A 17,584-nucleotide genomic window follows, 5' to 3' on the forward strand; every position below is an offset into this window, starting at 1 on the left:
TTAGTGCCGCGGGCGTGCTATCTTTTTGCGCAATGACCTCTCCCTGTTCAGCAACGGGCGTATTAAGACGGTAATTGGAAGCGATTACACCCTCGTCGACGCCAAGAAAGGAACCGTATGACAGAATTTAACCCTATCGATCATCCGCACCGCCGCTATAACCCGCTGAGCGGCCAGTGGGTGCTGGTCTCACCGCACCGCGCCAAGCGCCCCTGGCAGGGCCAGCAGGAGGCCGTCCCGACGGAAACGCTGCCGGCGCACGATCCCGACTGTTTCCTGTGCCCGGGCAACGCGCGCATCACCGGCGATCGCAATCCGGATTATCGCGGCACCTACGTCTTCGCCAATGATTTCGCCGCGCTGCTGAGCGATACACCGCCGGCGCCCGACAGCCAGGATCCGCTGATGCGCAGCCAGAGCGCGCGCGGCGTCAGCCGGGTGATCTGCTTCTCTCCCGATCACAGCAAGACCCTGCCAGAACTGACGCTGCCGGCGCTGGAGCAGGTGATCGCCGCCTGGCAGGCGCAAACCGATGAGCTGGGCAAGCACTACCCCTGGGTACAGCTGTTCGAAAACAAAGGCGCGGCGATGGGCTGCTCCAACCCGCACCCGCACGGGCAGGTCTGGGCCAACAGTTTTCTGCCGAACGAGGCCGAACGCGAAGATCGCCTGCAGCACGCGTATTTTCGGGAACACGCCTCCCCGCTGCTGCTGGACTATGCGCAGCGCGAGCTGGCCGCCGGCGAACGCATCGTGGTAAACACCGAACACTGGCTGGCGGTGGTGCCCTACTGGGCCGCCTGGCCGTTTGAAACGCTGCTGCTGCCGAAAGCGGCGGTGCAGCGCATTACCGATCTCAGCGCGGCGCAAAGCCAAGATCTGGCGCTGGCGCTGAAGAAGCTGACCAGCCGCTACGACAACCTGTTCCAGTGCTCCTTCCCCTATTCGATGGGATGGCACGGCGCGCCGTTCAACGGCGCCGACAACCGACACTGGCAGCTGCACGCCCATTTCTATCCGCCGCTGCTGCGTTCAGCCAGCGTACGCAAATTTATGGTCGGTTACGAGATGCTGGCGGAAGCCCAGCGCGATCTGACCGCCGAACAGGCCGCAGAGCGTCTGCGCGCCGTCAGCGATATTCATTACCGTGAAGCCGGAGCCCAAGCATGAGCCTGAAACCGCTTACCCATTCTCTGTTTACCGAACACTTTGGCTACGCGCCGGCGTTGACCATCCAGGCGCCGGGGCGGGTGAACCTGATCGGCGAGCATACCGATTACAACGACGGCTTCGTGCTGCCCTGCGCCATCGATTACCAAACCGTCATCGCCTGCGCCAAGCGCGACGACCGCCAGATCCGCGTGCTGGCCGCCGATTATCAGCATCAGCAGGATCAATTCTCGCTCGACGATCCGATCGTCAGCCACCCCGATCAGCGCTGGTCGGACTATGTGCGCGGCGTGGTGAAGCACCTTCAGCGCCGCAATGCCGACTTCGGCGGCGCGGATCTGGTGATCGCCGGCAATGTGCCGCAGGGCGCGGGGCTCAGCTCCTCCGCCGCGCTGGAAGTGGCGGTAGGCCAGGCGCTGCAGGCGCTCTATCAGCTGCCGCTGGACGGCGTAGCACTGGCGCTGAACGGCCAGGAAGCGGAGAACCAGTTCGTCGGCTGCAACTGCGGCATCATGGACCAGCTGATCTCCGCGCTCGGCCGGCGCGACAGCGCGCTGCTGATCGACTGCCGCTCGCTGGAGACCCGTGCGGTGCCGATGCCGGACAACGTCGCGGTGGTGATCGTCAACTCCAATGTGCAACGCGGGCTGGTGGACAGCGAATACAACACCCGCCGCAAACAGTGCGAGGAAGCGGCGCGCTTCTTCGGCGTCAAGGCGCTGCGCGACGTCAGCCCCGAACAGTTTGAAGCGCGTCAACACCAGCTCGATCCATTAGTGGCCAAACGCGCACGCCATGTGATCAGCGAGAACGCCCGCACGCTGGCAGCGGCCGACGCGCTGGCGGCCGGCGATCTGCAGCGCATGGGTCAGCTAATGGCGGAGTCGCATGCCTCGATGCGCGACGACTTTGAAATCACCGTGCCGCCGATCGATAAGCTGGTCGAGATCGTCAAAGCGGCGATCGGCCCGCGCGGCGGCGTGCGCATGACCGGCGGCGGCTTTGGCGGCTGTGTCGTCGCGCTGATGCCGCAGGATCTCGTGGAGACGGTGCGTGCCGCCGTAGCGCACGAGTATCCGCGGCAAACCGGCGGATTACAGGAAACCTTCTATGTCTGCCAGGCTTCGCAAGGCGCCGGCCTATGCTGACCGCAACCACGGCAGTTGCCCCCGATGGGCAACCTTATCAGCTGACGCAGCTGCAAAACGCCAGCGGCATGACGGTGACGCTGATGGACTGGGGCGCCACCTGGCTGTCCGCCGTTTTGCCGCTCAAATCCGGCGAAAGGCGCGAGTTGCTGCTCGGCTGCCGCAGCCCGGCGGACTACCCGCGTCAGGGCGCCTATCTGGGCGCCACCGTCGGCCGCTACGCCAACCGTATCGCCAACGCCAGCCTGCCCATCGATGGAAAACCCCATGCGCTGGCCGCCAATCAGGGCGCCCACCAGCTGCACGGCGGCCCCGACGGTTTCCATGCCCGCCGCTGGCGCCGGGTACAGCATGATGCGCAGCAGGTCTGCTATGTGCTGCACTCGGCGGAGGGCGATCAGGGCTTTCCCGGCAATCTCGACGTGCAGGTTTGTTACCGCCTGACTCATGACAATCGACTGGAAATCAGCTATCTGGCGCAGGTCGATCGCCCCTGCCCGGTCAACCTGACCAACCACGCCTATTTCAATCTGGACGGCGCCGGCACCGACGCCCGCGCCCAGCGGCTGCAGCTGTTCGCCGATCGCTATCTGCCCGTCGACGCCGAGGGCATTCCCTGCGCCGATCTGACGCCGGTGGACGGCAGTGGCATGGATTTTCGCCAGCCGAAAACGCTGCTGCAGGATTTCCTGCGCGACAGCGACCAGCAGCGGGTAAAAGGCTACGATCACGCATTCCTGCTGCATCGTACCTGCGGGGCGCTGGAGAGCCCGGCGGCCCATTTGTGGTCCGCAGACGGGCAAGTGCAAATGAGCGTGTTCACCGACGCGCCGGCGCTGCAACTCTACAGCGGCAATTACCTGGCCGGCACGCCGGCGCGCGATGGCGGCAGCTACGCCGACCATGCCGGCGTGGCGCTGGAGAGCGAGTTCTTGCCGGACAGCCCGCACCATCCCGAGTGGCCGCAGCCGGACTGCTGGCTGCAGCCGGGGAGCCGCTATCGCAGCGCCACGCATTATCAGTTTTATCCTATCTGACCCGCCACGCCCCTCGCCGTGCGGCCGGGGGCAATTTGTTATAAATGCTTACCTTTTAGCGCTATCCCCCCACCGGCGCCCGCCTTCCCTTATTCCAAAGCGCGCACTACACTCAGGCTACCGTGATAAGCACAACGCCTTGTGCAACGTCACCTTTTTCGGCCAATGGCGGCCAATCAATAGCTGAAGGAACACCTATGCGTCTGATTACTGCACTTCCATTGCTGGCGGGCTTAATGCTGAGCACCAATCTGATGGCGGCCGACGCGACGACGGCGACGAAAACGCCTTCGCCGGCGCAGGCGGCTCAACAGAAACGCATGACCGATTGCAACCAGCAGGCATCTACCAAATCGCTGAAAGGCGCCGATCGTTCCACCTTCATGAGCACCTGTCTGAAATCCGAAGGCTCCGCCGCGACGGGCAAAACCCTGACGCCGCAGCAGCAGAAAATGAAGAACTGCAACGCCGACGCCAAGACCAAAGATCTGAAGGGCGACGCGCGTAAAACCTTCATGAGCAACTGCCTGAAAAAATCGGCCTGATTTTCCCCACGCCACGGCGCGCCCGAAGCGATTTTGGCGCGCCGTTTCCCCCCTCGCAGCGCCAGCCTGAACGATTCAGCTTTTTCCTTTCGCCAGCCCTTACTTTGCGGCAAGAAATTGGCTATGGTTAGACACTATCGATTGCCGAGCCCCGGCCCGCGGCAATATAATGATTTTCGTTATCATTGAAATGTCAGATTATTAAGGAGTTAAGCTATGGCTGTAACTAAGCTGGTTCTGGTGCGTCACGGCGAAAGCCAGTGGAACCAAGAAAACCGCTTCACCGGTTGGTACGATGTTGATCTGTCCGACAAGGGCCGCACCGAAGCGAAAGCAGCAGGCAAGCTGTTGAAAGAGGAAGGTTTCACTTTCGACTTCGCTTACACCTCCGTACTGAAGCGCGCGATCCACACCCTGTGGAACATCCTCGACGAGCTGGATCAGGCCTGGTTGCCGACCGAAAAATCCTGGAAGCTGAACGAACGTCACTACGGCGCGCTGCAGGGTCTGAACAAAGCGGAAACCGCCGAAAAATACGGCGACGAGCAGGTGAAACAATGGCGTCGCGGCTTCGCGGTGACCCCACCTGAACTGACCAAAGAAGACGAACGTTACCCTGGCCACGATCCGCGCTACGCTTCTCTGACCGAGCAAGAGCTGCCGCTGACCGAAAGCCTGGCACTGACCATCGATCGCGTTATTCCTTACTGGGACGAAGAGATCCTGCCACGCATCAAGAGCGGCGAGCGCGTGATCGTTGCGGCGCACGGCAACTCGCTGCGCGCGCTGGTGAAATACCTGGATAACCTGAGCGAAGACGAAATCCTCGAGCTGAACATCCCAACCGGCGTGCCGTTGGTGTATGAGTTCGACGAGAACTTCAAGCCAACCAAACGTTACTACCTGGGTAACGCCGACGAGATCGCTGCAAAAGCGGCCGCCGTGGCAAACCAGGGTAAAGCGAAGTAATTTCGCCCGTTAACGTAAAAGCCCCCGGTGAAAACCGGGGGCTTTTTTATTACTGCTGCGCCATCGCCTCATTCACCGCGTCCAGCCGTTCCTGCATCGCCGGATGGGTGCTGAGCCAGGCCGGCAGCGCCCAGCCGTCAGCAGTTTCGCGTTCAGGCGCCTGCGCCAACGCGCGATAGATAGCCGCCATTTGCGCCAGCGAACGCCCCTGGCGCTGCATTTCCGCTATCGCAAACGCATCCGCCTCACGCTCCATGCCGCGGGAAAACTGCATCTCATTCACGAAGGACGCAGACTGCAGCAGCGTGTCGCCGATGCCGCTGACGTCGCCGGTCATCCACATCAGCGTCAACGCCACCAGCGACGAACGCACCAGCATGCGCATCGGATGGCGATAAGCGTGATGCCCCATCTCATGCAGCATCACCGCCGCCAGAGCATCGTCGTTTTTCGACAGGGCGACCAGCCCATCGCTGAGCACCAGCGTGCCGTCCGGCAACATAAAAGCGTTCGGCGCACCGGGCGCCGCCATCAGCTTTAACGACAGCGGCGTACGCTCCTGGCGCATCTCGGCCGGCATCACCTGCCGGAACAGCTGCTGCAACGCCTGCTGCCGCTCGGCCGGCAATGCGGAGGGTTCAAAGCCGCTTTGGCTCAAAAACGTCTGCGTATGTTCGCCCAGCGTCTGTTCCACCGAGGTGGGGATGCGCATGGCGATCTCGCTGCTCGCCCATGGCAGCACGACGTTAACGTAGGCCACGACCGCCAGCAGCGTCATCAGCAGCGCCACGGCGACGCCGCGTTTGTGGCGCTCCAGGCGATGCACCCACCCCGGCGAACGGCGCTGATAGAACCAGCGGCGGAAGGCCGCATCGTCATCCGGCACAAAGCGCGCGCCGTCCTTGAAGGTCAGCGTCAGCGGGATATTGCCCAGCGCCGCAGAGACGGTGATGTCCGCCAAGGGGATGTAACGTTGCTCATCCTGCCGCTGCAGCGTCACGCCCTCGCCGCTTTCGTTCACCAGCAGGCGAGCCGCCTCACGCGCAGCCCGCCCCGGCAACTGATAGGCGCCCTCGAGGATCATCGGCGCCTCAGAAGCTGCCGCCCAGATCCAGCGCCTGCACTGCCTCTTCGGCCACCGCGCTGTTGGCAGTTTCCTGATGCGCCGCGATGTCCAGCAACGCCAGATCGCCTTCAACCGCCGTGCACTCCGCCAGATAACGGGCGTGGCGCACTTCCGCCACCGGCACGGCGAAACCGAGCGAGAACAGGGTGATCAGGGTATTGGTGATCAACAGCCCCATATACGGCAGCGTTTGCATGGAAGAGCGCAGTTTAACGTTGCCGTTCAGCGTCGCCTGGTTAAACAGATAGTTGCGTTGGGCGACGACCTGGTAGCTGCCGGCGATCAAGGCCCCAATCAGCAGCACCACCATCATCAGCAGCAGGCTGCCAATATTTTCCAACACCAGCAAATCGGCGGTTTCATCCGTCAGCATGCCCATCAATACCATTTGGTACAGCGACAGAATGAACGACCCCATACACACCAGCGCCGCCAACATAAACGGCAGGAAAATGAGCAGGCCGATCAAGGCAAATTTGATAAAGGCCGACTTTTTCAGCTCGGCAATAAACGGCGTATTCCCGAAAAACAGGTTATTAACGTACAGATCGTGCTGCAGCGCGCTAATAATACCGTTGACGGCGGCGAATGCCGGCACGGCCAACAGCAGCGTCAACACCAACATCAGGCCGATGGCGTTGATGCTTTCAAAACCGCTGCCAATGCTGAGCAAAATGATTAAGGCGACATAAAGTCCGATAATCAGCAATAGCGGGCAGAACAGTAACGCCCAATAAGCGCGCCCGGTGCGGCAAACATAATTAAAACGCACGCCGCGATAGCTCGACATAATCGCATTGTAGCGCCAGCTGCGGATAACGATCCACGGCAGCAGGGCAAGCAACACCAGCAAAGCCAGCAGCCCCAGCAGTGGCGTTACCGCCAACAGGATATAAAATACGATGAGGCCGCCGATCACCAACAGCCGCCCTTTCAGAATTTGCAGCGGTTGCGCATGGTAATCGAAACGATCGCCGTCCAATTCCGTGTTGCCGTAAAAATAGCGGCGGCGGCGCACCGTCGCCCAGGCGGAATAGATGCCCAGCGTCACGATGGTCAATAATGCGTTAACCAACCAAATCGCGAAGTACTCGCCACCTTTCCCATGGAATTTAATCCGGTGCAGCCCCAGCGGCTGCGAGGTATTGCTTGTCATAATTCTTTCGTCCTGAAAGGAATAGGTCATACCACTCCCCGCTTATTTGTCATGCGGGGTTTGTGGAATAAAAAAGCGTCTTATATAAGCACAATGCCATGAGCAGTGACAATTATTCTTTTATTAAATAGGAATAATGCGAAGGTGGCCGCTTAATGATTTCATTGGCCTATTAAGTGTAAGCCTTAAATGAGTGGGATATATAGAGGTGCAATGACAAGGATAAAACAAGGGCCCGCTGCCGGGCCCTTGTCATTTTAGCTATTATCCGCGGCGCGCTTTCACCGCCGCCGCCAGATCGCGCAGCACGGTTTCGGTATCCTGCCAGCCGATGCAGCCGTCGGTCACGCTCTTGCCGTAAACCAGCGGTTCGCCGCTTTCAAGGTTCTGGTTGCCTTCCACCAGGTGGCTTTCGATCATCACGCCGATGATCGCTTTTTCACCGCCGCCAATTTGCCCGCAAACGTCAGCGCTCACGTCCATCTGCTTTTTGAACTGTTTGCTGCTGTTGGCATGGCTGAAGTCGATCATCACCTGCGCCGGCAGCCCGGCTTTGCTCAGGCCGGCTTTGACGTCCTTCACGTGCGCCGCGCTGTAGTTCGGCTCTTTGCCGCCGCGCAGGATAATGTGGCAGTCGCCGTTGCCGCTGGTGTTAACGATCGCCGAGTGGCCCCATTTGGTCACCGACAGGAAGCAGTGCGGCGCGCCAGCGGCGTTGATGGCGTCGATCGCCACCTTGATGGTGCCGTCGGTGCCGTTCTTGAAGCCGACCGGGCAGGAAAGGCCGGAGGCCAGCTCGCGGTGCACCTGCGATTCCGTGGTGCGCGCGCCGATGGCGCCCCAGCTCATCAAATCCGCCAGGTACTGCGGCGTGATCATGTCGAGGAATTCGCCGGCGGCCGGCAGGCCGCTGTCGTTGATCTCCACCAGCAGCTTGCGCGCCAGGCGCAGACCGTCGTTGATGTTGAAGCTGTTGTCCATCTGCGGATCGTTGATCAGGCCTTTCCAGCCCACGGTGGTGCGCGGTTTTTCGAAGTATACGCGCATGACCACTTCCAGCTCGCCCTTCAGTTCTTCACGCAGCGCCAGCAGGCGCCCCGCGTACTCTTTGGCGGCTTTCGTATCGTGGATAGAGCAAGGGCCAATCACCACCAGCAGGCGATCGTCGCTGCCGCGGAGGATATTGTGAATTGCGCTGCGGGCCTGGGACACCGTCTTTGCTGCGCGTTCAGTGGCCGGGAATTTCTCCAGCAAAGCCACCGGCGGCAGGAGTTCCTTAATATCATTAATGCGTAAATCGTCGTTTTGGTAATTCATAGCTTTTCCATTCGGTATCGAGGGGTATTTCGCAGTGCGTAACGGTGTAGATCCCAACAATCTAGCCTGTGGGAATGGCGCTGTAAATCACCTTTGCCCCCCGCCGCTGGAACCGCCAAATTAACAGCAGATTGTGCTGTTTCATCAGGGGAGCGCAGAGCCTCCTTTTTCGCTATGCTAGCGATCGGAATATAAAGCGACCCGAGTTGAACATGCCCTCTCTGTTATTAGTTGATGACCACCCGGTGGTTCATGTCGCACTGGAAGCGGCGCTAATGAAATCATCCCGCCCCTACCGCCTGCAGGCGGCGCAGGACGACGTCCAGGCGCTGGCCCTGCTGGCCGAGGCCGCTTTCGGCCTGGTGATCCTGGATATCGGCCTGCCGCAGGTCGACGGGCTGCAGCTGTTGAAAAAAATCCGCCGCCGCTACCCGCAGCAGCCGATCCTGATCTATACCGCGCAGGAGGCCGAGGTCTATGCGCGCATGGCGCATGCCGCCGGCGCCAACGGTTTCGTCAACAAAGGCAGCTCGTTGGCAGAGTTGTTGCAGGCGATCGAGCAGGTGCTGGACGGTGAAACCCATTTCCCCGCCGCCGCGCTGGCCGAAGAAGCGCCGACGGCGGACGGCGGGCTGCTCACCCCCAAAGAGCTCGAGGTGCTGGGCTTGCTGAGCCAGGGGCTGTCCAACCTGCAGATCGCCGATCGGCTGCACATCAGCAACAAGACCGTCAGCACCCACAAGAAGAACATCCAGCGCAAAACCGGCGCCGGCAACCTGCTGGAGCTGGTGGCGGTGTTTAAAGAGCTGGCGCCATGATGCGCCGCGCCCTGCTGCTGCTGCTGCTGTGGTGCGGTCTGGCGCAGGCGGCGGAGCCGGTGCGCTATCAGCTGGTCAGCAATCTGAATACCCCCGAGAATATGCTGATCGTCGGCGAGAAAAACCCCTGGCGCGACCGTACGCTGCGCGTCGGCATCGTCAGTGAGAACACCAGCCCGTACAACATCATCGTGGATGACGATCTGTATGGGCTGAATGCCGACTACCTCGGCTATATCCAGCAGGTGACCGGCATTCGCTTCGCCATTTACGGCTTTGCCGATCTGACGCAGCTGGAGCAGGCGCTGCACGACGGCAAGATCGATCTGCTGTACGGCATCCCGCAGAGTGAGGCGCTGCACGGCCTGGCGATCTCTCAGCCCTATTACGTCAGCAACCTGCGCGTATTGCGCGATCGCAGCAACGATCGGCCGGTGATGCTCAACTCCGCCAACGCCCGCGTCGCGATCGGCGCGCTGACCGACATGCAGTCCGGCGGCGCTCTGCAGGCGGTCGCGTCGCAGATCCAGCGCTACGACAACAATCTGCAGGCGGTCTACTCGCTGCTCAACGGCAGCAGCGACTACTTTATCGCCGACGAGGCCAGCGCCAGCTTTATCATCGATCAGCTGCAGCTCGGCCAGCTCTATCAGATTGAAAGCAACGAGAACCTGGGCAACCTGTCCTTCGTGTTCGCCGCCGACGACTCGCGGCTGATAGACACGCTGGACACCGCCATCGCCGACGCGCCGATGGAGCTGATGAACGCCCTGCAGGGCCGCTGGAGCAAGAAGATCCCCAGCTACCTCGACACCGGCAATGCCGATCTGACGACGATGGAGAAGAATTGGGTGGCGAGCCACCGCGTGGTTTACTACGCCGCCATCGAGAACAACTTCCCGTTCGCCTACCGCGGCTCCGACGGCCAGCCGCGCGGCTACGCCATCGACATTCTCAACATCATCGCGCAAAACACCGGGCTGCGTTTCGCGCCGCTGTGGGCGCGCAACGCCGAGCAGGCCGATCTGCTGGTGCAGTCCGGCCAGGCCAGCTTCCGCGCCGCCCTGCCGCTGGCGCGCGGCGTCAAGGCGCGCTACGGCGCCAGCATGCCGATCCACCGTTCGCTGTGGGGGGTTTACGTCGGCCAGCACGCCGACGGCATTTCCACCTGGAGCGATTTGGCCGGCAAGCGCATCGGCGTGCTGCAGGGCGATTTGGCGCAGGGGCTGGTGCCGGAACAGGAGCAAACCATCAGCTTCGCCGACAGCAAGTCGATGTACGACGCGCTGGCCAACGGCCAACTGGATGCGCTGGTGGATAACGTCATCTCCGCCAACTTTTTGGCGCTGTCGCGCTATTCCGGTGCCATCAAGCTGGCCTTCGCCGCCAACAACATTCCCTATCCGGTGGCCTTCGGCGTGCGCCGCGATCAACCTCTTCTGTTGGCGATCCTTGATAAGAACCTGATGCAGATCCCGGCGGACACCCTGCAATCGCTGCGCGACGAGTGGATCGTCGATCGCAGCAACCTGATCGACGCGGTGAACGACAACCGCATGCCGCCGCAGACCACCTGGCTGCTGGCGCTGCTGGCCGCCGCCACCGTGCTGCTGCTGGCGCTGACGCTGCGCCGTTTCATGCTGCAGCGCCGTGAAAAACGCGAACGCGAAGAACTCGAGCACGCGCGCCGCCGCGCCGAAGCGGAAAACCGCATGAAGAGCAAATTCCTCGCCACCGTCAGCCATGAGCTGCGCACGCCGATGCACGCCATCCTCGGCCTGCTGGAGCTGGAGCTCAAACGCCAACCCGCGCCGGAAGGCCTGCCGGTGATATACAGCTCGGCCTCATCGCTGCTCAACCTGCTCAACGACCTGCAGGATCACGCGCGGTTGGAAACCGGCTCGCTGACGCTGGCACCGAAACCAGTGGTGCTGCGCCCTTGGGTAGCGCGCATCGACGCCCTCTACCGGCCGCTGATCGGCGAGCGGCCGTTGACGCTGAGCGTGGTGGCGGATCCGGCATTGCCGGAGGCGGTAGTGATTGATGGTGAGCGTTTACTTCAGGTGGCTAACAACCTGATAAACAACGCGATAAAATTTACGCCGCGCGGCGCCATTCAGGTCGAGATCGGCTGGCGCGCGCAGGATGAGCGGCAGGGGGAATTGCATCTGACGGTGAACGACAGCGGCTGCGGTATCGCCGCCGATGAAATAGACAAACTGTTCCAACCGTTTTACCGCGCGCGCGGCGCGCAACGCATCTCGGTGCAGGGTACCGGTTTGGGGCTGTCGATCTGCAAAGAGATCGTCGAACAGATGGGCGGCCGCATCGAGCTGCGCTCGCAGCCGGGCGTCGGCACCCGCGTCGAGGTCGCGATACCGGTCGAGCTGAGCGGCGCGGCGCCGGTTGCCGCCCCGGAGGAAAGCCCCTTTGCTCTGCCATCTTCCGCCTTGCGTACCGCGCTGATCGACGATCACCCCACCAATCTGTTGCTGATGGAACGCCAGCTGCGCCACTTCGGGCTGCAACCCGCCCGCTTCGAACAAGGCTATGCGCTGTTGAAGGCCCAACGCCGGCAACCGTTCGATCTGCTGTTTATCGACTATAACATGCCGCGCCCGGACGGCCTGACGCTGGCCAGGCTGATCCGCCGCGACGAACAGCGGCTGCAACGCCCGCCTTGCCGCATCGTGCTCTGTTCGGCAGACGTGCAGGAGTTTACCCGCATTCCTCCGGGGCTGGTGGCAATCGACCACTTCCTGACCAAACCGATTTCACTGGCGGCGATCGGCCAGGTGTTGGCTCAGCAACCGCAGGTGCAGGAAGCAAAGTCAGTCCTTACTGACCTGCGGCAAACGCTGGTCGAAATGGCGGGTGGCGATCGCTCCATGCTGCAGCGGCTGGCGCAGACGCTCGGCGATACGCTGCGGCAAGACCGGCAGCGGCTCGCGGACGCCGTCGCCGCGAACGACTGGCCGCGCCTGGAGCAGGCGGCGCACCGCATCAAGGGCAGCCTGCTGATGCTGCAGCTGCCGGAAGCCGCGCAGCTGTGCCAGCAGCTGGTGGAAACCGCACGTCGGGGCGCGCTTGCCGCCGCAGCTTATACTAAATTAAAGGCGTTAGTGGCGCAGATAGTGCCGGAGCTGGACGCTCTGCTCGCCGCCGCCCCCACTTTGGCTATGCATAAGGATGAATAATGTCGGACACTCCACACGTACACCTGCCGAAAGACAGTAATAGTAAACGCCTACTGACCGCTTTTTTAGTCACCGCCGTCTTTATGGTGGCCGAGGTGGTCGGCGGCCTGTTGTCCGGCTCGTTGGCGCTATTGGCCGACGCCGGCCACATGCTGACCGATGCCGCCGCGCTGCTGGTGGCGCTGATGGCGGTGCATTTCTCTCAGCGCAAGCCCAACGCGCGCCACACCTTCGGCTACCTGCGCCTGACCACCCTGGCGGCCTTCCTCAACGCCGCGGCGCTGCTGGTGATCGTGGTATTCATCCTGTGGGAGGCGATACGGCGTTTCTTCGAGCCGCAGCCGGTGATGGGTACCCCGATGCTGATCATCGCCGTAGCGGGGCTGCTGGCGAACCTGTTCGCCTTCTGGCTGCTGCATCGCGGCAGCGAAGAGAAAAATATCAACGTGCGCGCCGCCGCGCTGCATGTGCTGGGCGATCTGCTCGGCTCGGTGGGCGCCATCGTCGCCGCCATCGTCATTCTTGCCACCGGCTGGACGCCGATTGACCCGATCCTGTCGGTGCTCGTCTCCTGTCTGGTGCTGCGCAGCGCCTGGCGGCTGCTGAAGGAGAGTTTCCACGAGCTGCTGGAAGGCACGCCGCAGGAGGTCGATATCGCCAAGCTGCAAAAAGACCTGTGCCTGAATATCCCGGAAGTGCGCAACATCCATCACGTGCACGTCTGGCAGATCGGCGAACAGAAGCTGATGACGCTGCATGCGCAGGTGATCCCGCCGCATGACCACGATGGGCTGTTGCAACGCATTCAGGCTTATCTGTTGGAACACTACAAGATTGGCCACGTGACCATTCAGATGGAGTACCGGCACTGCGAGACACCGGACTGCGGTATCAACCGGGCACCGGAGCCGAGTGAACACTCACATGCCGAAGCCCACTCCCATCTGGGACATCGCCACTAAGACAAGAGGGCGCCATCACGGCGCCCTCTGCGTTGTTAAGGTGCGGAAGAGAGCGGGTTGGAACCATTGCGCCCGGCGCTCTTGATCCATAGCCAGGAGCCGTTCAGGGCAATCAGCGTCAGAATGACATACTCCAGCGCCATCGCGTACACCCCCTGGTAGGCGAAGATCGCCACGCTGATGACATCGATAACCACCCACAGCAGCCAGTTTTCCACGTACTTGCGCGTCATCAGAATCATCGCCACGATGGAGAGCACCATCATCGCCGAATCCCAGAACGGGAACGCGTCCGGCTGCAGCTCAGGCATCTGCACGTTCAGCCCCAGCCCTTGCATCACTGCCACCGCGATCTGCGTCAGCCAGGCGAACACGCGGTCGATATTGAAGGTCATCAGGCCGATGCCGATGACGCAGACCGCCGCCCAGGCCAACGCTTTCGGCAGCGGCAGCCAGCGGATCTGCAGCTCAGCCTGATTATCCTGGGTCTGGCGGCTCCAGGCATACCAACCGTAAATATTGGCGCCGAAAAAGAACAGCTGCAGCAGCAGGCTGGCGTACAGCTGGATCTGGAAGAAAATCACCGCGAACAGCGTGACGTTGATCAGGCCGAACAGGTAGTTGATGATTTTTTCCTTGCTGGCGTACCAGATGCACAGCAACCCGAACAGCGTGCCGATGGCTTCGATCCACGACAGATCGTAACCGCCCGCGCCAAGCGGAATGTGCACCAGAATATTGCTGGTACTGAAGAAGCTCATGAAGTCATCCTTTTAAACGGTTAAGCGTTGCCTTTAACCTGCATTTTAAGCTGAGCGGCGAAATCCAGCATGCGGTTCAGCGGCACCAGCGCCTTTTCACGCAGCGCGGCGTCCACGTGGATCTCATGCTGCGCGCCCCCCTGCTCCAGCCCTTCGGCAATCGCCTTCAGACCATTCATCGCCATCCACGGGCAGTGCGCGCAGCTGCGGCAGGTCGCCCCTTCTCCGGCGGTCGGCGCTTCGAACAGCTCCTTGTCCGGACAGGTCTGCTGCATCTTGTAAAAGATACCGCGATCGGTGGCGACGATCAGCTGTTGATGCGGCAATGTTTTCGCCGCCTGGATCAGTTGGCTGGTCGATCCCACCGCATCCGCCAATTCAACCACCGCCTGTGGCGATTCGGGATGCACCAGGATGGCCGCCTGCGGATAGAGCGCCTTCATGCGCCGTAGCGCCTGAGTCTTGAACTCGTCATGGACAATGCAGGCGCCTTGCCAGCACAGCACGTCGGCGCCGGTCTGCTTTTGCACGTAGCTGCCGAGATGGCGATCCGGCGCCCAGATGATCTTCTCGCCCAGGCTGTCCAGGTGTTCGATCAGCTCGACGGCGATGCTGGAAGTGACCACCCAGTCAGCGCGCGCTTTGACCGCCGCCGAGGTGTTCGCATAGACCACCACGGTACGATCGGGATGGCTGTCGCAAAACGCATGAAACTCCTCTTCCGGGCAGCCCAGATCCAGCGAACATTCGGCAAACAGCGTCGGCATCAGCACCTGCTTTTCCGGGCTGAGGATCTTGGCGGTTTCCCCCATGAAACGCACGCCGGCCACCAGCAGCGTGGAAGCCGGATGGGCGCTGCCGAAGCGCGCCATTTCCAGCGAATCCGCCACGCAGCCGCCGGTTTCTTCCGCCAGCGCCTGGATTTCCGGATCGGTATAATAGTGGGCGACCATCACCGCATTGCGCTGCTTGAGCAGGGTTTTGATCTTCTCGCGATAAAAGGCTTTTTCGGCTACGTCCAGCGGTACCGGTTTAGGCGGGAAGGGATACACCGCCGCATTGACATCAAACATTTCACTCATCGCTGCAATCTCATGCTAGGCTGGGCGCCTGCCGCGTGAATATCGCCTGCCGCAACGCCCTTCGTTTTATATACTAAACAAAATACCTAAACTTGCGCGAAAAGTCCGCTGATATTTTCATATTTGCGCACCTATTGTTTAATGAATTAAAAAACAGGAGTTACCCGCGCAGTTCACAGTGGATTAACAGCCTGGCGAGAACGTATAGCCGTTCAGAAAAGAGCGGGATGACGATCGGTGCGGTGTTGAAACGAGAAAGCACGAATGTAGATTACGGTGCTGCAGATGCGAAAAAAGCGCCAAAAGGCGCTTTTTCCTGAATTGGTGGGTCGTGCAGGATTGATTCGGCCTGTGGCCTCACCCTGCGGGCAACGGCAACGCTGCGCGTTGTCGTATCGCTGCGCGATGCTCGAACCTGAGCGCAGGCTCTCACCCGCACGACTCGGTGAACTCTGTTGGCAAGAGGATAAAGCAGAATCTGGTGGCGCAGATGCGAAAAAAGCGCCAAAAGGCGCTTTTTTCTGAATTGGTGGGTCGTGCAGGATTCGAACCTGCGACCAATTGATTAAAAGTCAACTGCTCTACCAACTGAGCTAACGACCCGCAGTGTGGTGGGTGATGACGGGCTCGAACCGCCGACCCCCTCCGTGTAAAGGAGATGCTCTACCAACTGAGCTAATCACCCACTGCTGTGGTACTGCTATTTTTCACACCTTGCTCTATCAAAGAGTGGTGGGTCGTGCAGGATAACTCGGCCTTTGGCCTCGCCCTTCGGGCCATCACCGGAGTGATGTTGTCTCGCTTTGCGAGACTCGAACCTTTACGGTTCTCATCCTGACGATTTAACACCTTGCTCTATTAAAGAGTGGTGGGTCGTGCAGGATTCGAACCTGCGACCAATTGATTAAAAGTCAACTGCTCTACCAACTGAGCTAACGACCCACTGATGTGGTTTACTGCTGATGGCGAATGGGTTACTGAAACCAACTCGCGGAAAACAAGGATGGGGATGTTCAGGACAACTCGACGGGTACTCGACTCAGACCTTTACTTTGCCACATCAAACCGATTCTGAAGCTGTCATTCTTTCTTAAAGAATGGTGGGTCGTGCAGGATAACTCGGCCTTTGGCCTCGCCCTTGCGGGACATCACCGGAGTGATGTTGTCTCGCTTCGCGAGACTCGAACCTTAACGGTTCTCATCCTTTACGATTCTCTATCGCAGCCATTCTTAAAGAATGGTGGGTCGTGCAGGATTCGAACCTGCGACCAATTGATTAAAAGTCAACTGCTCTACCAACTGAGCTAACGACCCAATTTCCCTGCCGCTTTAACATCTTGCAAGATGTCTTGGCAACGGCGGCATATATTACTAATTTATCTTGGCAGCGCAACCTAAATTTTTTACCGATGCGTTCAACTGCTTGTTCTTCACGCGAATGAGCCCAGAAATCGGTCAAATCGACTAACTTCTGGGCTCATTTTTCTGACTGTTAACCGCCTACGCGACTTTTCGCCTGTTTGGCCGCCGCACTGGTTGGGTACTGTTTAATCACCTGCTGGAACACGGCTTTGGCTTTATCGGCCTGCCCTTTCTCCTGCATGATGATACCCACCTTGTACATGGCGTCCGGCGCCTTCGGTGATTTAGCGTAATTCTTCACCACCACCGCAAAATAGTAGGCCGCGTCGTCTTTTTTACCCTTGTTGTAGAACAACTGGCCCAGCCAATAGTTGGCGTTGGGCTGGTAAGTAGACTTCGGGTACTGTTTTACGAAGGACTGAAAGGCGGAAATCGCCTGGTCATACTGTTTTTTTTCCAGTGCCAGAGAAACAGCGGCGTTGTAGTCGCTGTTCTCATCACCGCCGCTCGGCGTGGCGGAGGCGGCTGCGGGAGCGCTGCCGCTCGCATCGGAAGATGCGCCTGCGGCTGCCCCGCCGGCAGCGCCCGCGGCCGCAGAGGCGCTCTGAGCGCCGCCCTGGCTGAGGCTATCCATCTGCTGATAGATTTGCTTCTGGCGTTCAACCACCTGATTCAACTGATACTGGCTTTCCTGGATTTGCCCACGGAGAGAATCAATGTCGCGTTGGTTATCAGAGAGTTGTTGCTGGAGTTGATTTAAAAGCTGGCCTTGAGCATTGCTGATGCGCTCAAGCGAGGTGACGCGGTCTTCGACCGAGCCGGAGCCGACATTACTGATTGGCGCTTGGGCAGTAGCGGCCCAGGGGGCCGCTACGCCAACCAGTAACGACAGACTCAACAGGTGACGTCTGAAGTTACTGTTCATGCGATTCTC

14 protein-coding genes, 4 tRNA genes and 3 other RNA genes are annotated in these 17,584 nt (G+C 60.3%); 8 read left to right on the forward strand and 13 right to left on the reverse strand.

What is annotated here, in order from left to right; genetic code table 11:
• Positions 1 to 117 precede the first annotated feature (117 nt).
• The 5 genes from galT (at position 118) to gpmA (ending at position 4,869) form a co-directional block, all read left to right on the forward strand.
• Positions 118 to 1,170, forward strand: coding sequence for a galactose-1-phosphate uridylyltransferase (galT, locus tag ACJ8HN_RS11585; RefSeq protein WP_033647144.1), 1,053 nt, complete (start codon positions 118 to 120; stop codon positions 1,168 to 1,170).
• The gene (galK, locus tag ACJ8HN_RS11590; RefSeq protein WP_074026677.1) at positions 1,167 to 2,318 is read left to right on the forward strand and encodes a galactokinase; all 1,152 of its coding nucleotides are present in this window, start codon (positions 1,167 to 1,169) and stop codon (positions 2,316 to 2,318) included. The genes galT and galK overlap by 4 nt, the downstream gene beginning before the upstream one ends.
• Positions 2,312 to 3,355, forward strand: a complete 1,044-nt coding sequence (gene galM / locus ACJ8HN_RS11595; protein ID WP_308414876.1) for a galactose-1-epimerase — start codon at positions 2,312 to 2,314, stop codon at positions 3,353 to 3,355. The genes galK and galM overlap by 7 nt, the downstream gene beginning before the upstream one ends.
• Before the next feature lie 197 nt (positions 3,356 to 3,552).
• Positions 3,553 to 3,900: a PsiF family protein gene (locus ACJ8HN_RS11600; RefSeq protein WP_033637480.1), complete on the forward strand. Its 348-nt coding sequence runs from the start codon at positions 3,553 to 3,555 to the stop codon at positions 3,898 to 3,900.
• A gap of 216 nt (positions 3,901 to 4,116) precedes the next feature.
• Positions 4,117 to 4,869, forward strand: coding sequence for a 2,3-diphosphoglycerate-dependent phosphoglycerate mutase (gene gpmA, locus ACJ8HN_RS11605; RefSeq protein WP_004939834.1), 753 nt, complete (start codon positions 4,117 to 4,119; stop codon positions 4,867 to 4,869).
• A gap of 49 nt (positions 4,870 to 4,918) precedes the next feature.
• On the opposite strand, the gene ACJ8HN_RS11610 is transcribed toward gpmA, so the two are convergent.
• From ACJ8HN_RS11610 to aroG, 3 genes are all read right to left on the reverse strand, one after another.
• The gene (locus ACJ8HN_RS11610; RefSeq protein ID WP_033647148.1) at positions 4,919 to 5,953 is read right to left on the reverse strand and encodes a M48 family metallopeptidase; all 1,035 of its coding nucleotides are present in this window, start codon (positions 5,951 to 5,953) and stop codon (positions 4,919 to 4,921) included.
• Between the two features lie 7 nt (positions 5,954 to 5,960).
• Positions 5,961 to 7,151 carry a YjgN family protein gene (locus ACJ8HN_RS11615; protein ID WP_033647495.1) on the reverse strand — a complete coding sequence of 397 codons (1,191 nt, stop codon included), beginning with the start codon at positions 7,149 to 7,151 and terminating at the stop codon, positions 5,961 to 5,963.
• Between the two features lie 264 nt (positions 7,152 to 7,415).
• Complete coding sequence (gene aroG / locus ACJ8HN_RS11620) at positions 7,416 to 8,468, reverse strand: 3-deoxy-7-phosphoheptulonate synthase AroG (protein ID WP_033647150.1); 1,053 nt, start codon at positions 8,466 to 8,468, stop codon at positions 7,416 to 7,418.
• 212 nt (positions 8,469 to 8,680) lie between these two features.
• On the opposite strand from aroG, the gene ACJ8HN_RS11625 reads away from it, so the two are divergent.
• Genes ACJ8HN_RS11625 through zitB form a run of 3 tightly spaced genes read left to right on the forward strand, consistent with a single transcriptional unit; the run spans position 8,681 to position 13,445 of the window.
• Positions 8,681 to 9,286 (forward strand): response regulator, encoded by a 606-nt coding sequence (locus ACJ8HN_RS11625; RefSeq protein ID WP_033638694.1) that lies wholly within the window; start codon positions 8,681 to 8,683, stop codon positions 9,284 to 9,286.
• Complete coding sequence (locus ACJ8HN_RS11630; protein ID WP_442523442.1) at positions 9,283 to 12,483, forward strand: ATP-binding protein; 3,201 nt, start codon at positions 9,283 to 9,285, stop codon at positions 12,481 to 12,483. Before ACJ8HN_RS11625 ends, ACJ8HN_RS11630 begins: the two co-directional genes overlap by 4 nt.
• A complete protein-coding gene (zitB, locus tag ACJ8HN_RS11635; protein ID WP_033637476.1) occupies positions 12,483 to 13,445 on the forward strand; it encodes a CDF family zinc transporter ZitB in 963 nt (320 codons plus the stop codon). The genes ACJ8HN_RS11630 and zitB overlap by 1 nt, the downstream gene beginning before the upstream one ends.
• A gap of 35 nt (positions 13,446 to 13,480) precedes the next feature.
• Here the strand turns inward: zitB and pnuC are convergent, their stop codons facing one another.
• From pnuC to cpoB, 10 genes are all read right to left on the reverse strand, one after another.
• Positions 13,481 to 14,206, reverse strand: a complete 726-nt coding sequence (gene pnuC / locus ACJ8HN_RS11640) for a nicotinamide riboside transporter PnuC (RefSeq protein ID WP_033637475.1) — start codon at positions 14,204 to 14,206, stop codon at positions 13,481 to 13,483.
• 20 nt (positions 14,207 to 14,226) lie between these two features.
• On the reverse strand, positions 14,227 to 15,288 hold the full coding sequence (gene nadA / locus ACJ8HN_RS11645) for a quinolinate synthase NadA (protein ID WP_033653534.1): 1,062 nt from the start codon (positions 15,286 to 15,288) through the stop codon (positions 14,227 to 14,229).
• 322 nt (positions 15,289 to 15,610) lie between these two features.
• A non-coding RNA gene (locus ACJ8HN_RS11650) (RtT sRNA) lies at positions 15,611 to 15,741 on the reverse strand.
• A gap of 74 nt (positions 15,742 to 15,815) precedes the next feature.
• Positions 15,816 to 15,891 (reverse strand) — tRNA-Lys (locus ACJ8HN_RS11655).
• A 6-nt stretch (positions 15,892 to 15,897) separates the two neighbouring features.
• Positions 15,898 to 15,973, reverse strand: a tRNA-Val gene (locus ACJ8HN_RS11660).
• A gap of 45 nt (positions 15,974 to 16,018) precedes the next feature.
• Positions 16,019 to 16,141: non-coding RNA, RtT sRNA (locus ACJ8HN_RS11665), on the reverse strand.
• Between the two features lie 13 nt (positions 16,142 to 16,154).
• Positions 16,155 to 16,230, reverse strand: a tRNA-Lys gene (locus ACJ8HN_RS11670).
• A 156-nt stretch (positions 16,231 to 16,386) separates the two neighbouring features.
• Positions 16,387 to 16,511, reverse strand: a non-coding RNA gene (locus ACJ8HN_RS11675) — RtT sRNA.
• A 15-nt stretch (positions 16,512 to 16,526) separates the two neighbouring features.
• Positions 16,527 to 16,602, reverse strand: a tRNA-Lys gene (locus tag ACJ8HN_RS11680).
• Between the two features lie 178 nt (positions 16,603 to 16,780).
• The gene (gene cpoB / locus ACJ8HN_RS11685) at positions 16,781 to 17,575 is read right to left on the reverse strand and encodes a cell division protein CpoB (RefSeq protein WP_060706282.1); all 795 of its coding nucleotides are present in this window, start codon (positions 17,573 to 17,575) and stop codon (positions 16,781 to 16,783) included.
• Between the last annotated feature and the right edge of the window lie 9 nt (positions 17,576 to 17,584).

The sequence above is a fragment of the Serratia sp. CY29653 genome (assembly GCF_052169255.1).
GTDB classification, from domain to species: domain Bacteria; phylum Pseudomonadota; class Gammaproteobacteria; order Enterobacterales; family Enterobacteriaceae; genus Serratia; species Serratia sarumanii.

Excerpts from the sequence above, each read along its gene's own strand:
- galK (WP_074026677.1), top strand. The coding sequence starts at position 1,167 with ATGAGCCTGAAACCGCTTACCCATTCTCTGTTTACCGAACACTTTGGC.
- galM (WP_308414876.1), top strand. The coding sequence starts at position 2,312 with ATGCTGACCGCAACCACGGCAGTTGCCCCCGATGGGCAACCTTATCAG.
- pnuC (WP_033637475.1), bottom strand. The coding sequence starts at position 14,206 with ATGAGCTTCTTCAGTACCAGCAATATTCTGGTGCACATTCCGCTTGGC.
- cpoB (WP_060706282.1), bottom strand. The coding sequence starts at position 17,575 with ATGAACAGTAACTTCAGACGTCACCTGTTGAGTCTGTCGTTACTGGTT.
- ACJ8HN_RS11600 (WP_033637480.1), top strand. The coding sequence starts at position 3,553 with ATGCGTCTGATTACTGCACTTCCATTGCTGGCGGGCTTAATGCTGAGC.
- zitB (WP_033637476.1), top strand. The coding sequence starts at position 12,483 with ATGTCGGACACTCCACACGTACACCTGCCGAAAGACAGTAATAGTAAA.
- ACJ8HN_RS11630 (WP_442523442.1), top strand. The coding sequence starts at position 9,283 with ATGATGCGCCGCGCCCTGCTGCTGCTGCTGCTGTGGTGCGGTCTGGCG.
- ACJ8HN_RS11625 (WP_033638694.1), top strand. The coding sequence starts at position 8,681 with ATGCCCTCTCTGTTATTAGTTGATGACCACCCGGTGGTTCATGTCGCA.
- galT (WP_033647144.1), top strand. The coding sequence starts at position 118 with ATGACAGAATTTAACCCTATCGATCATCCGCACCGCCGCTATAACCCG.
- aroG (WP_033647150.1), bottom strand. The coding sequence starts at position 8,468 with ATGAATTACCAAAACGACGATTTACGCATTAATGATATTAAGGAACTC.
- ACJ8HN_RS11615 (WP_033647495.1), bottom strand. The coding sequence starts at position 7,151 with ATGACAAGCAATACCTCGCAGCCGCTGGGGCTGCACCGGATTAAATTC.
- ACJ8HN_RS11610 (WP_033647148.1), bottom strand. The coding sequence starts at position 5,953 with ATGATCCTCGAGGGCGCCTATCAGTTGCCGGGGCGGGCTGCGCGTGAG.
- nadA (WP_033653534.1), bottom strand. The coding sequence starts at position 15,288 with ATGAGTGAAATGTTTGATGTCAATGCGGCGGTGTATCCCTTCCCGCCT.
- gpmA (WP_004939834.1), top strand. The coding sequence starts at position 4,117 with ATGGCTGTAACTAAGCTGGTTCTGGTGCGTCACGGCGAAAGCCAGTGG.